This window comes from Enterobacter sp. CPE_E863 (assembly GCF_046521465.1).
GTDB lineage: Bacteria > Pseudomonadota > Gammaproteobacteria > Enterobacterales > Enterobacteriaceae > Enterobacter > Enterobacter adelaidei.
Genome location: NZ_JBKFZX010000001.1, coordinates 4,211,705 through 4,225,090 on the forward strand (window position 1 = coordinate 4,211,705; position 13,386 = coordinate 4,225,090).

At 55.7% G+C, this 13,386-nt stretch carries 9 protein-coding genes; 1 reads left to right on the forward strand and 8 read right to left on the reverse strand.

Annotated features, from left to right (window positions below):
• Nucleotides 1-65 precede the first annotated feature (65 nt).
• The 3 genes from ACLHV8_RS20770 to glpE are packed head-to-tail and all read right to left on the reverse strand — an operon-like array spanning nt 66 to nt 2,051.
• Nucleotides 66-824: a DeoR/GlpR family transcriptional regulator gene (locus tag ACLHV8_RS20770; RefSeq protein WP_008503060.1), complete on the reverse strand. Its 759-nt coding sequence runs from the start codon at nt 822-824 to the stop codon at nt 66-68.
• A 16-nt stretch (nt 825-840) separates the two neighbouring features.
• Nucleotides 841-1,671: a rhomboid family intramembrane serine protease GlpG gene (gene glpG / locus ACLHV8_RS20775; protein ID WP_028018039.1), complete on the reverse strand. Its 831-nt coding sequence runs from the start codon at nt 1,669-1,671 to the stop codon at nt 841-843.
• A 47-nt stretch (nt 1,672-1,718) separates the two neighbouring features.
• Complete coding sequence (glpE, locus tag ACLHV8_RS20780; RefSeq protein ID WP_014885552.1) at nt 1,719-2,051, reverse strand: thiosulfate sulfurtransferase GlpE; 333 nt, start codon at nt 2,049-2,051, stop codon at nt 1,719-1,721.
• A gap of 188 nt (nt 2,052-2,239) precedes the next feature.
• Here glpE and glpD point away from each other — a divergent pair, with 188 nt between their 5' ends.
• On the forward strand, nt 2,240-3,748 hold the full coding sequence (glpD, locus tag ACLHV8_RS20785) for a glycerol-3-phosphate dehydrogenase (protein WP_028018040.1): 1,509 nt from the start codon (nt 2,240-2,242) through the stop codon (nt 3,746-3,748).
• Between the two features lie 88 nt (nt 3,749-3,836).
• On the opposite strand, the gene glgP is transcribed toward glpD, so the two are convergent.
• Genes glgP through glgB form a run of 5 tightly spaced genes read right to left on the reverse strand, consistent with a single transcriptional unit; the run spans nt 3,837 to nt 13,205 of the window.
• Nucleotides 3,837-6,284 (reverse strand): glycogen phosphorylase, encoded by a 2,448-nt coding sequence (gene glgP / locus ACLHV8_RS20790; protein ID WP_049005380.1) that lies wholly within the window; start codon nt 6,282-6,284, stop codon nt 3,837-3,839.
• Between the two features lie 18 nt (nt 6,285-6,302).
• Nucleotides 6,303-7,736, reverse strand: a complete 1,434-nt coding sequence (glgA, locus tag ACLHV8_RS20795; RefSeq protein WP_028018042.1) for a glycogen synthase GlgA — start codon at nt 7,734-7,736, stop codon at nt 6,303-6,305.
• The gene (gene glgC, locus ACLHV8_RS20800; protein ID WP_049005379.1) at nt 7,736-9,031 is read right to left on the reverse strand and encodes a glucose-1-phosphate adenylyltransferase; all 1,296 of its coding nucleotides are present in this window, start codon (nt 9,029-9,031) and stop codon (nt 7,736-7,738) included. Before glgC ends, glgA begins: the two co-directional genes overlap by 1 nt.
• Before the next feature lie 17 nt (nt 9,032-9,048).
• Entirely contained in the window at nt 9,049-11,022 is a 1,974-nt protein-coding gene (gene glgX / locus ACLHV8_RS20805) for a glycogen debranching protein GlgX (protein WP_208594531.1), read from the reverse strand.
• A complete protein-coding gene (gene glgB / locus ACLHV8_RS20810) occupies nt 11,019-13,205 on the reverse strand; it encodes a 1,4-alpha-glucan branching enzyme (RefSeq protein ID WP_208594530.1) in 2,187 nt (728 codons plus the stop codon). Before glgB ends, glgX begins: the two co-directional genes overlap by 4 nt.
• Nucleotides 13,206-13,386 lie beyond the last annotated feature (181 nt).

Genomic DNA, 13,386 nt, shown 5'->3' on the forward strand with positions numbered 1-13,386 from the left:
CTACGCTTGCACGGGCCTACGGAGTTTTGTAGGTCGGGTAAGCGCAGCGCCACCCGACACAATTCCTAGCACAATTCCAGCTGCAAATTATTATCTTTAATCACCTGCATCACGCCCGCTGGCGGCATCACGTCTGTATACACCGCATCCACCATGCTGATGCTGCCCATGTTTACCATCGCATTACGGCCAAACTTCGAATGGTCTACCACCAGCATCACATGACGTGAGTTTTCAATAATCGCGCGCTTGGTACGCACCTCGTGATAATCAAACTCCAGCAGCGAGCCGTCGCTGTCGATGCCGCTGATCCCGAGAATGCCAAAATCGAGGCGGAACTGAGAGATAAAGTCGAGGGTCGCTTCGCCGATAATCCCGCCGTCGCGGCTGCGCAGTTCGCCGCCCGCGAGAATAATGCGGAAATCGTCTTTCTGCATCAGGGTGTTGGCGACGTTCAGGTTGTTGGTGACCACGCGCAGGTTCTCATGATCCAGCAGCGCATGGGCGACCGCTTCCGGCGTGGTGCCGATATCAATAAACAGCGTCGCCCCGTTAGGGATCTGGCTGGCGACCTTACGGGCAATGCGTTCTTTCTCTGCCGTCTGCGTGGCTTTACGATCGTGCCAGGAGGTGTTGACCGAGCTGGACGGCAGCGCCGCCCCGCCGTGGTGGCGCAGAATACGGTTCTGATCGGCCAGATCGTTCAGGTCACGACGGATGGTTTGCGGGCTGACGGCAAACTGCTCAACCAGCTCTTCAGTACTGACGTATCCCTGTTTTTTTACCAGTTCGATAATGGCGTCATGACGTTGTGTTTGTTTCATCAATTATCCCTGAGAATTATGTTCGTTTTCGCGCATGGAGCGTGTCGGCAAAGGCCATTGCCAACCCGACAACCAGGCCAGTGACGTGTGCACCATTGGCGATAGACATACCAAACAGATCAAACCATCCGGCAATTAGCCATATTAACGCAAAGGTTATGAGCCCGCGTTGCAAATAGATGCCGCTTTCCGGGTCGCGCTCCCCGCGAAGCCAGACGTAGCCCATCAGGGCGTATACCACGCCAGACAGCCCACCGAACCACGGACCGCTGAATTTATGCTGCACATAGCCGCTCAGCAGGGCGCTAATAATGGTGATAACGATCAGCTTGCCGCTGCCGAGCCGCTTCTCAACGATACCGCCGAGATACCACCACCACAGCAGGTTAAAGAGGATGTGCATCACCGAGAAGTGCATCAGCGCGTGGGTAAAGTAGCGCCAGACATCAAACTCCAGAGAAGGGTCGTACGGCCACGCCAGAGCGATCATCACGCTCTGGTCACCCACCACGTTCATAATGATAAAGACGACAATACAGGCCGCCATCAGCAGTAGCGTAAACGGCCCAGCACGTTCACGCACGGTGGCAAAGAAAGGAAAACGACGATAATGCAACCCACTGCCCGTCTGGCCAGATTGCCAGCTGGCAGCCAGATAGCGCGGGTCGCCGGGGTTCTCAAGAAAACGCGCCAGCTCCTCGTTTACCCGCCCTGCCTGGCTCTCGTCGGCCAGCCAGACATCGGTCTGAGTATGTTGCTGGATGGTCAGAATAACACCCTGCGTCGCCATGTAGTCGACAAACGCCTGGGCGACACGCGGGTTGGTAAAAGAGGTGATCATCAACATGGGTAGCGGTCGCTTATTTCCACACAAAAGGGGACAGTATAGCGGGATCAGCGCTCAAACGCGTACTCAACTTCTGCCGGGAAATGGCGATGCCAGGCATCGAATCCGCCGTCGACGCTGTATACCGCATCATAACCCTGCTGAAGCAGGTACTGCGCCGCACCTTTACTGCTGTTGCCGTGGTAGCACATGACCATCACCGGTGTGTCGAAGTCGTTATCGCGCATAAACGCGCCCAGCGTGTCGTTGGTAAGGTGGAACGCGCCCGGCGTGTGGCCCATCGCAAAACTCTGCGGATCGCGGATGTCCACCAGCACCGCCGTTCCCTGGTGCATTTTCTGATGGGCTTCTTCTACGTTAATACATTCAAACTGATCCATGGTGTTCTCTTTACATTGGTCAACGGCACTATTTTACCCCGTAGTGTACGTCCTGGCGGCGGGTAAACGCCATTATGTTATCCATATCACTCTAAATTGTTTTTTTGATGTTACCAAAAGCGCGTTCCTTTGCTATTATGAGCGATATCGAACATTTCTGAGCTTTAACGAAAGTGCATGAGGGTGTTATGGAAACCAAAGATCTGATTGTGATAGGCGGTGGCATCAACGGTGCCGGTATTGCGGTCGATGCCGCAGGACGCGGATTATCCGTACTGATGCTGGAAGCTAACGATCTCGCCTGCGCGACGTCGTCCGCCAGCTCCAAACTGATTCACGGTGGCCTGCGCTACCTGGAACACTACGAATTCCGCCTGGTCAGCGAAGCGCTGGCTGAACGTGAAGTATTGTTGAAAATGGCACCGCATCTGGCGATTCCGATGCGTTTCCGTCTGCCCCATCGCCCGCATCTGCGTCCGGCCTGGATGATCCGAATCGGTCTGTTTATGTACGATCACCTGGGTAAACGCACCAGTCTGCCGGGTTCGAACGGTTTGCGTTTTGGTTCAGAATCGGTCCTTAAACCTGAAATCGTGCGCGGATTCGAATATTCCGACTGCTGGGTGGACGATGCGCGTCTGGTTCTGGCGAACGCACAGATGGTGGTGAAGAAAGGCGGCGAGGTGAAAACCCGCACCCGCGCGACCTCTGCTCGTCGTGAAAACGGTCTGTGGATTGTCGACGCGGAAGACATCGATACCGGCGAGAAATTCAGCTGGAAAGCACGCGGCCTGGTCAACGCCACCGGTCCGTGGGTGAAACAGTTCTTTGACGAAGGCATGCACCTACCTTCACCGTACGGTATTCGCCTGATCAAAGGCAGCCATATTGTGGTGCCGCGCGTACATACTCAGAAGCAGGCTTATATTCTGCAGAACGAAGATAAACGCATCGTGTTTGTGATCCCGTGGATGGACGAGTTTTCGATTATCGGCACCACCGACGTGGAGTACAAAGGCGATCCGAAAAACGTTGAGATCGACGAGAGCGAGGTCAACTACCTGCTGAAAGTGTATAACGCGCACTTTAAGAAACAGCTGTCTCGTAATGATGTGGTCTGGACTTACTCCGGCGTGCGTCCGCTGTGCGATGACGAATCGGATTCACCGCAGGCCATCACCCGCGACTATACGCTTGATATTCACGACGTAGATGGGCAGGCACCGCTGCTGTCGGTGTTTGGCGGCAAACTCACCACTTATCGTAAGCTGGCCGAGCACGCGCTGGAAAAACTGGTGCCGTACTATAAAGGCATTGGTCCGGCATGGACCAAAGGTGCCGTGCTCCCTGGCGGAGATATCGGGGATAACCGCGATGATTATGCCGCGAAGCTGCGTCGCCGCTATCCGTTCATCACCGAAGGGATGGCACGCCATTATGCCCGTACTTACGGTAGCAACACGGAGTGGATCCTGGGTGAAGCCAAAGAGATTGCCGATCTGGGCGAACATTTCGGCCATGAACTGTACGAAGCCGAGTTGCGTTATCTGGTTGAACACGAGTGGGTGCGCCGCCTGGATGACGCCATCTGGCGTCGTACTAAAGAAGGGATGTGGCTGGATGCCGAGCAGCAGTCTCGCGTGGCGCAGTGGTTACTGCAAAATGCGGGGAAGCGTGAGCTGTCGCTAGCGTCCTGATGTGAAAAAATGCCCGGTGGGGCTACGCTTACCGGGCCTACGGGATCAAGTAGGCCGGGTAAGGCGAAGCCGCCACCCGGCTTTGTTTTTACAACCTCACCGGATCAATATGCCAGATCGTCTCGGCATACTCTTTGATGGTCCTGTCTGACGAGAAATACCCCATATTGGCGATGTTGTGCATCGCGGCAATGGTCCATTTCTCCTGCTGCCGGTACAGTTCGTCTACTTTATCCTGACAATCCACGTAGCTGCGATAATCCGCCAGCACCTGATAGTGATCGCCAAAGTTAATCAGCGAATCTACCAGGTCACGATAGCGGCCAGGCTCGTCAGGGCTAAACACGCCGGTGGCGATTTGCGTCAATACCTGGCGTAGCTCTTCATCCTCTTCGTAATATTTACGCGGCGAGTAACCCTGCTTACGCAGCGCTTCGACCTCTTCCGTTGTGTTACCGAAGATAAAGATGTTATCTGCACCGACATGCTCCAGCATCTCGACATTCGCCCCGTCCAGCGTACCAATGGTCAGCGCGCCGTTAAGGGCAAACTTCATGTTACTGGTACCGGACGCTTCGGTACCTGCCGTGGAAATCTGCTCAGAGAGATCCGCCGCCGGGATGATCAGCTGCGCCAGACTGACGCTGTAGTTCGGGATGAACACCACCTTCAGCTTGTCACCAATTTCCGGATCCAGGTTGACCACCTTCGCCACATCATTGATGAGGTGAATGATATGCTTGGCCATGTAGTAGGCGGAAGCCGCCTTGCCGGCAAAGATCTTCACCCGTGGCACCCACTCAGCCGTAGGGTCGGCCTTGATGCGGTTGTAATGGGTGATCACATGCAGCACGTTCATGAGCTGACGTTTGTACTCATGGATGCGCTTGATCTGCACATCGAACAGCGCTTTCGGGTTGGCGACTACGTTCAGGTGTAGTGCAAGATATACTGACAAACGCTTTTTGTTCAGCAGCTTGGCTTCACGCACGGCTTTGTTGACCGTCGGGAAATCAATGTGCTGTTCCAGCTCGCTCAGCTGGCTCAAATCGGTACGCCAGGTGCGACCGATATTCTCATCCAGCACCTCAGAGAGCGGCTGATTGGCCAGCGCCAGCCAGCGTCGTGGCGTCACGCCGTTGGTCACATTGCAAAAACGTGTCGGGAAGATCTTCGCGAAGTCAGCAAACAGCGACTGCACCATCAGGTTTGAGTGCAACTCGGACACTCCGTTAACCTTGTGGCTGATCACCACCGCCAGCCAGGCCATGCGCACACGGCGGCCGTTCGACTCATCAATGATCGACGTACGACTCAGCAGGCCGGTATCGTTCGGGTACTGCTCCTGCAACGTCTTGAGGAAGTAATCGTTAATCTCAAAGATGATCTGCAGATGGCGCGGCAGGATTTTGCCGAGCATATCCACCGGCCAGGTTTCCAGCGCTTCGCTCATCAGCGTGTGGTTGGTGTATGAGAACACCTGACAGGTCACTTCAAACGCATCATCCCAGCTGAACTTATGTTCGTCGATCAGCAGGCGCATCAGCTCAGGAATGGAGAGCACCGGGTGGGTGTCGTTGAGGTGAATCGCGGTTTTCTCCGCCAGGTTGGCGTAGGTTTTGTGCAGCTGGTAGTGACGGCTCAGGATATCCTGAATCGTCGAGGACACCAGGAAATACTCCTGGCGCAGGCGCAGCTCACGCCCGGAGTAGGTTGAGTCATCCGGGTAAAGGACACGGGACACGTTCTCGGAGTGGTTTTTATCTTCCACCGCCGCGAAGTAGTCACCCTGGTTGAATTTACCGAGGTTAATTTCGCTACTGGCCTGGGCGCTCCACAGGCGCAGCGTGTTGGTGGCGTCAGTGTCGTAGCCCGGGATGATCTGGTCATAGGCCACGGCCAGGATCTCTTCGGTTTCCACCCAGCGGGATTTTTTCCCTTCCTGTTGGATACGTCCACCGAAGCGCACTTTGTAGCGCGTATTGTGACGCTTGAACTCCCAGGGGTTGCCATATTCCAGCCAGTAGTCCGGCGACTCTTTCTGACGTCCGTCGACGATGTTCTGTTTGAACATGCCGTAGTCATAGCGAATACCGTAACCACGACCCGGCAGCGCCAGAGTCGCCAGCGAATCCAGGAAGCAGGCTGCAAGGCGTCCCAGGCCGCCGTTACCGAGACCCGGGTCATTCTCTTCGTCAATCAGTTCTTCTAAATCTAACCCCATCTCTTCCAGGGCGTTTTTGACGTCGTCATAAATACCGAGCGACAACAGCGCATTGGAAAGTGTGCGGCCAATCAAAAATTCCATCGACAGGTAATAAACCTGACGCGTTTCCTGTGAGAGCTGGGCACGGTTGGAGCGCAGCCAACGTTCAACTAAACGGTCACGCACGGCAAACAGGGTGGCGTTCAGCCACTCGTGTTTGTTCGCGATGACCGGATCTTTCCCGATGGTAAACATCAGCTTGTAGGCGATAGAGTGCTTTAACGCCTCAACGCTGAGTGTGGGTGAAGAGTAGCTAAAAGGTGCATTCATATCAGTGACTCCGCCTTGTTACATCAAGCGTTGATAAAGATCGCGGTATGACTGCGCCGCAACGTGCCAGCTAAAGTCCATGCTCATCGCCTGGCGCTGAACATAACGCCACAAGGAAGGCCGGGACCATAAAACAAAAGCACGCCGAATCGCCCGTAACAACGACCAGGCATTACTGTCTTCAAACACAAACCCGCTGGCGATACCGTCCGCCAGGTTTTCCAGAGAGCTGTCGGAAACCGTGTCAGCCAGCCCACCCGTGCGACGCACCAGCGGTAACGTGCCGTATTTCAGGCCGTAGAGTTGCGTCAGGCCGCAGGGTTCGAAACGGCTTGGCACCAGGATGACGTCCGCGCCGCCCATAATGCGGTGCGAAAACGCCTCGTGATAGCCAATCTGCACCCCAACCTGACCGGGATGTTCCGCCGCCGCAGCCAGAAAACCTTCCTGCAATACCGGGTCGCCCGCGCCGAGCAGAGCCAGTTGCCCTCCCTGTTCCAGTAAACCAGGCAGCGCTTCCAGCACCAGATCCAGCCCTTTCTGGCTGGTCAGACGGCTGACCACGGCGAACAACGGGACTTTGTCGTTCACCTTCAGACCCATGGCAATTTGCAGCTGGCGCTTGTTTTCGGCTTTGTCCTCGACCGAATCACGGCCATAGCGCGACGCCAGCAGGAGATCGGTTTCCGGGCTCCAGATCTTTTCATCCACACCGTTCAAAATACCCGACAGGCGCCCTTCACGATGCCGCTGTCGCAGTAGCCCTTCCAGACCATAACCAAACTCCGGCTGGGTAATTTCCCGGGCGTAAGTCGGGCTCACGGCGGTAATATGATCGGCATAGTAAAGCCCGGCTTTCAGGAACGAGATCTGCCCGTTAAACTCCAGCCCGTGCATGTTATAGAACGACAATGGCAGATCGATTTCATGCATGTGATGGGCATAGTACATCCCCTGATATGCCAGGTTATGCACGGTAAAGACTGACCTGGCCGGGTGGCCGCGCGCGGCCAGATACGCCGGGGCAAGCCCGGCGTGCCAGTCGTGCGCGTGCACCACATCCGGACGCCAGAACGGATCCAGCCCCGTCGCCATTTCTGCACCGACCCAGCCGAGCAACGCAAAGCGCAGTACGTTGTCCGGGTAAGCAAACAGGTTGGTGTCGTGATACGGACTCCCGGGCCTGTCGTATAAGTGCGGCGCGTCAATCAGGTAGATCCCAACGCCGTTGTAATGTCCAAACAGCAGGGTGATGCGCCCGGCAAAAGTCTCACGACGCGTCACCACTTTTGCATCAGGAATACCACGCCGGATATCCGGAAATGCGGGCAGCAGGACTCGGGTATCCACCCCTCCGGCGATTTGCGCCGCCGGTAATGCACCAAGAACATCCGCCAGGCCGCCCGTTTTTAACAACGGGAACATCTCAGAACATACGTGTAAAACCTGCATCATCGCTCCTGTTTGATCTGCAGCTTCCGCAACATTTCCCGTGTTACTAACACGATTCCCTCTTCCGAACGGTAGAAGCGACGCGCGTCTTCTTCCGCATTTTCACCAATGACCATCCCCTCAGGAATGACACAGGCGCGGTCGATAACGCAACGACGCAGGCGACACGAACGTCCTACCCAGACATCCGGCAATAAGACTGCCGAATCAATATTACAGAATGAATTTATCCGCACGCGGGGGAACAGCACTGACTGCACCACCACCGACCCTGAAATAATGCATCCGCCAGAGACCAGCGAGTTCAGTGTCATACCGTGGCTACCTGAACGGTCCTGAACGAATTTGGCTGGCGGCAGCGATTCCATATGAGTACGAATCGGCCAGTTCTGATCGTACATATCCAGCTCAGGGGTCACCGAAGCCAGGTCGAGGTTCGCCTTCCAGTACGCCTCCAGCGTTCCCACATCGCGCCAGTAAGGTTCCGCATTTGGGTCGGATTGCACGCAGGACAACGGGAAGGGATGTGCATACGCCATGCCAGCTTGCGTAATTTTCGGGATGATATCTTTGCCAAAGTCATGGCTGGAGTTTTCGTCTTTGTCGTCTTCTTCGAGCAGTTCATAAAGGTAATCTGCATCAAAGACATAGATCCCCATACTGGCGAGTGACTTCGTATCATCTCCCGGCATGGTCGGTGGGTTTGCAGGTTTTTCGACGAAGTCGATAATTTTGTCGTCCGCATCCACGTGCATTACGCCAAATGCCGTCGCTTCAGCAACGGGCACCGGCAAACACGCCACGGTGCAACGCGCCCCTTTTTCGACATGGTCGATGAGCATGTGGGAGTAGTCTTGCTTGTAAATATGATCCCCGGCGAGGATCACGATGTATTCCGCGTTATAACGACGAATGATATCAAGGTTTTGCGTCACCGCATCCGCCGTGCCCCGGTACCAGTTTTCGCCGTGAACGCGCTGCTGGGCCGGAAGAAGATCGACAAACTCATTCATCTCTTCGCTGAAGAAGGACCAGCCACGCTGGATATGCTGCACCAGCGTGTGTGATTGATACTGCGTAATGACGCCAATGCGGCGGATGCCAGAGTTGAGGCAATTGGAGAGTGCGAAATCAATGATACGGAACTTACCACCAAAGTGAACAGCCGGCTTGGCGCGTTTGATGGTCAAATCTTTCAGACGGGTACCACGCCCACCAGCGAGTATCAGGGCAACCGTTTTTAATGGTAGCTGGCGTGCCAACATTAAGGGATCGTTCTTCTCTAATCTAACCATGACTAACTCCTTTTTTATCATCTTTGGAATACACACACTCCGTGCGCAGGCCCGTGCCAGACAGCCATTACTACCGGATTATCCGCTCCGGCAAAGGGGGGAACGGCGCGCCATTCCCCTTCAGGTAAAACAATCTCTGCGACATCATCCGTCGCGTTCAGCGTAACCAGCCATTTATCCGAAAGCAGGATTTGCAGCCGTGGTACACCGTGTTGCCACTCTTGCGCGCTTAGTGGTTGCGCGTCTTTATTCAACCAGCGAACGTTTCCGTCCCCCTCTTCCCACCAGCGGTCGGTGGTCAGGGCCGGGATTTGCTGGCGAAGGTGGATCAGCGCAGCGGTAAAATGGATCAGCCCGCTGTTCGCCTCCCCCCAGTCAAGCCAGGTTAAGGTGTTGTCCTGGCAATACGCATTGTTGTTACCGTGCTGGCTGTGGCCGTGCTCATCGCCCGCCAGCAGCATCGGTGTCCCCTGCGACAACAGAAGCGTTGTCAGCAGCGCATGAACGCTGGCGCGCCGCCGCTCGATAACGTCAAGGCTTCCGCCTAACCCTTCTATACCATGATTGAAGCTATGGTTATTGTTAGTGCCATCGCGATTCTCTTCGCCGTTCGCCTCATTGTGTTTCTGATTGAAACAAACGCAGTCCCTGAGCGTAAAACCGTCGTGCGCCGTCAACAGGTTGACGGTGGCCGACGGTCGCTTACCGTCGCGCTTAAAGAGATCGCTTGACGCGGCAAAGCGCCCGGCAAATTCCCCCAGCGAGAGATTTCGCTCCAGCCAGAAGCGGCGCGCGGCATCGCGATAGTGATCGTTCCACTCGGCAAACAGCGGCGGGAAATTCCCGACCTGATAGCCTCCTTCACCGATGTCCCACGGCTCGGCGATGAGCTTGACCTGCGAGAGCACCGGACAGTTTTTTATCGCCTCAAACAGCGGCGCCTGCTGGCTGAACGCCGGCATGCGTCCCATCACGGGTGCCAGGTCGAAACGAAAACCGTCCACGTGGAACGTTTCCACCCAGTATTTCAGGCATTCATAAGCAAAATGCGTGACCGCCGGATGGCTGAGATTGAGCGTGTTACCGCAGCCGGTCCAGTTCTCGTAATCGCCACCCTGCCTGATCCAATAATAGCTACGGTTATCAATTCCGCGCATGGAGAGCGTTGGACCATCGAGATCGCTTTCTGCGCTGTGGTTCAGCACCACATCCAGAATGACTTCAATTCCCGCAGCATGGAGCGCTTTCACCGCATCGCGAAACTCGTCCCGCGCTTTTTCCGGATGGACGGCATAGCGGGGTTCGAGCGCGAACATCGCCAGCGGGTTGTAACCCCAGTAGTTGCTCAACCCCAGCCGCTGCAGACGCGGCTCGCTGGCAAAATGGGCGACGGGTAGCAGTTCAAGAGCGGTGATGCCGAGGTGTTTCAGGTAGGCGATCATGGTCGGATGGCTAAGCGCCTTGTAGGTGCCGCGCATCTCTTTGGGGATGGACGGATGCAGATACGTCAGCCCTTTGACATGGGCCTCGTAAATGACGGTGTTGCCCCACGGCGTGGCCGGTGGCGCATCGTCCTCCCAGTCATAGAGATCGTGCACTACCACGCTTTTTGGCACCACATGGGCACTGTCGCGATGGTCAGGCTCACCATAACCAACATGGAAAATCGGGTCGTCTTTAAACTCACCGTCCACGCGGTGCGCACACGGATCAATCAACAGCTTTGCAGGGTTAAACCAGTGCCCTTGCGCAGGTTCCCACGGACCATGAACGCGAAAACCATAGTGCATACCTGGCCGTCCTCCGGCCAGGTAACCGTGCCAGGTATCCCCCGTGCGCGACGGTAAATCGTAACGGTGCTCGTTACCCTCACCGTCAAAAACACACAGTTCTACCCGCTCAGCGTGAGCAGAAAAGAGGGTGAAATTCACACCCTTTCCGTCAAAACTCGCCCCGAGCGGTTCGGGTTGACCTGCCGTAAGCTGCGTCATTCCCCCTCCCGCATCAGCCAGATGGTGCCAAGCGGCGGTAGCGTGAGACTCAGAGAGTTTGGCCGCCCGTGACTTTCGATAGCATCGCTTTGCACCAGACCACCATTACCGGTATTGCTTCCGTGGTAGTGCATGGAATCGGTATTCAGGATTTCGCGCCATTTACCCGGCTGGTTAATGCCGAAGCGATAGTGCTGGCGCGGCACCGGCGTGAAGTTGCTGGCGACGATGATCTCGTTACCCGCTTTATCTCGCCGCACAAAGACAAACACCGAGCGCTCATGGTCATCCACCACCAGCCACTCAAAGCCGTACGGGTCAAAATCGAGTTCGTGCAGCGCTTTGTGATGACGATAGGTCAGGTTCAGGTCACGCACCAGACGTTGCACGCCGTGGTGCCAGTTGTCACCGCCTTCCAGCAGATGCCAGTCGAGGCTGGCGTCGTGGTTCCACTCGCGTCCCTGAGCGAACTCATTGCCCATAAACAGCAGTTTTTTGCCCGGGAACGCAAACATCCAGCCGTAGTAGGCGCGCAGGTTGGCAAATTTCTGCCACGCATCGCCCGGCATGCGGTCAAGAATGGATTTTTTGCCGTGTACCACTTCATCATGCGACAGCGGCAGCATGAAGTTTTCGGTGTAGTTGTAGAGCATCCCGAACGTCAGCTTGTCGTGATGATACTGACGATATACCGGATCGAGCTTCATGTAGTCGAGCGTGTCGTGCATCCAGCCCAGGTTCCACTTGTACCAGAACCCCAGACCGCCTAATGAAGGCGGACGGGAGACGCCCGCAAAGTCGGTCGACTCTTCTGCCATTGTTACCGCGCCGTCCACCTGCTCACCGATAATGCGGTTGGTGCTGCGCAGGAACTCAATCGCCTCCAGGTTTTCACGGCCACCAAACTCATTCGGGATCCACTCTCCCTCTTTGCGGCTGTAATCGCGATAGATCATGGATGCCACCGCATCAACACGCAGAGCATCAATGCCAAAGCGCTCAATCCAGTACAGGGCATTTCCGACCAGGTAGTTCGCGACTTCGCGGCGACCGTAGTTGTAGATCAGCGTATTCCAGTCCTGGTGATAACCTTCTCGCGGGTCGCTGTGCTCGTACAGCTTCGTACCATCAAACTCTGACAAACCAAAGTCATCCGACGGGAAATGGCCTGGCACCCAGTCGAGGATCACATTCAGCCCGGCGGCATGCGCGGCATGGATGAAATAACGGAAGTCATCGCGCGTGCCAAAGCGGCGCGTAGGCGCATACAGCCCGGTTGGCTGATAACCCCAGCTACCATCGAACGGATGCTCGTTGACCGGCAACAGCTCAAGGTGAGTAAAGCCCATCCATTTGGCATACGGCACCAGCTGGTCGGCAAGCTCCCGGTAGCTGAGCCAGAAGTTGTTATCGGTGTGGCGGCGCCATGAGCCAAGATGCACTTCATAGACGGAGATAGGTGCATCGAAGCGGTTGGCCTGTTTGCGCTCTTCCGTCTGAGTGATCTTCTCTGGCAGGCCACAAATCAGCGATGCCGTATCCGGGCGCATCTGGGCTTCAAAGGCGTACGGGTCGGCTTTAATGCGCAGCTTGCCGTGGGCATCGATCATCTCGAATTTGTAGAGCTGTCCGTTGTGCGCACCGGGGATAAACAGCTCCCAGATCCCCGTTTCCCGGCGCAGGCGCATCGGGTGGCGACGGCCGTCCCAGTAGTTGAATTGTCCGACAACGGAGACGCGTTGGGCGTTGGGTGCCCACACGGCAAACCGCGTGCCGGTGATACCATCCATCGTGTCTGCATGGGCACCCAGCGTTTCATAAGGCCGCAAATGGGTTCCTTCAGACAGCAGCCATGCGTCCATCTCCTGCAAAAGAGGACCAAAGCTGTAGGGATCATCAATGAGATTTTGCTGGCCGTGCCAGATGACGGCGAGCTGATAACGGAAAGGGTTTTTACGACGGGGCATCACGCCAGAGAAGAAACCACGCGAGTCGAGGCATTCCAGATTGCCCACTTTGCGGCCGGTTTTGGGTTCGATAACCCACACTTCTGTCGCATCCGGTAACAACGCCCGGACTTCCAGCCCGGTCTCTGTACGGTGCATCCCCAGCACGGAAAAGGGGTCGGCAAAATGACCCGCAATAAGCGCATTAATCACGTCTCTATCCACACGATCGGACATGGTATTCATCCTGTTTTTTATGTCGTCCTTTTTTAGCGCCTGGGACGACTTTAATGTGACCTGAACGAGCATCCTCACAGCCCGTCCTAACCTCAGGTAAGAAATGACTCTTCCTTAAAGCATAGCCAACGCTCTAAATGACTCCTGATAAAAAATAAGACATACGCGTTTTACTCCATGT

Excerpts from the sequence above, each read along its gene's own strand:
- ACLHV8_RS20770 (WP_008503060.1), bottom strand. The coding sequence starts at position 824 with ATGAAACAAACACAACGTCATGACGCCATTATCGAACTGGTAAAAAAA.
- glpG (WP_028018039.1), bottom strand. The coding sequence starts at position 1,671 with ATGTTGATGATCACCTCTTTTACCAACCCGCGTGTCGCCCAGGCGTTT.
- glpE (WP_014885552.1), bottom strand. The coding sequence starts at position 2,051 with ATGGATCAGTTTGAATGTATTAACGTAGAAGAAGCCCATCAGAAAATG.
- glpD (WP_028018040.1), top strand. The coding sequence starts at position 2,240 with ATGGAAACCAAAGATCTGATTGTGATAGGCGGTGGCATCAACGGTGCC.
- glgP (WP_049005380.1), bottom strand. The coding sequence starts at position 6,284 with ATGAATGCACCTTTTAGCTACTCTTCACCCACACTCAGCGTTGAGGCG.
- glgA (WP_028018042.1), bottom strand. The coding sequence starts at position 7,736 with ATGCAGGTTTTACACGTATGTTCTGAGATGTTCCCGTTGTTAAAAACG.
- glgC (WP_049005379.1), bottom strand. The coding sequence starts at position 9,031 with ATGGTTAGATTAGAGAAGAACGATCCCTTAATGTTGGCACGCCAGCTA.
- glgX (WP_208594531.1), bottom strand. The coding sequence starts at position 11,022 with ATGACGCAGCTTACGGCAGGTCAACCCGAACCGCTCGGGGCGAGTTTT.
- glgB (WP_208594530.1), bottom strand. The coding sequence starts at position 13,205 with ATGTCCGATCGTGTGGATAGAGACGTGATTAATGCGCTTATTGCGGGT.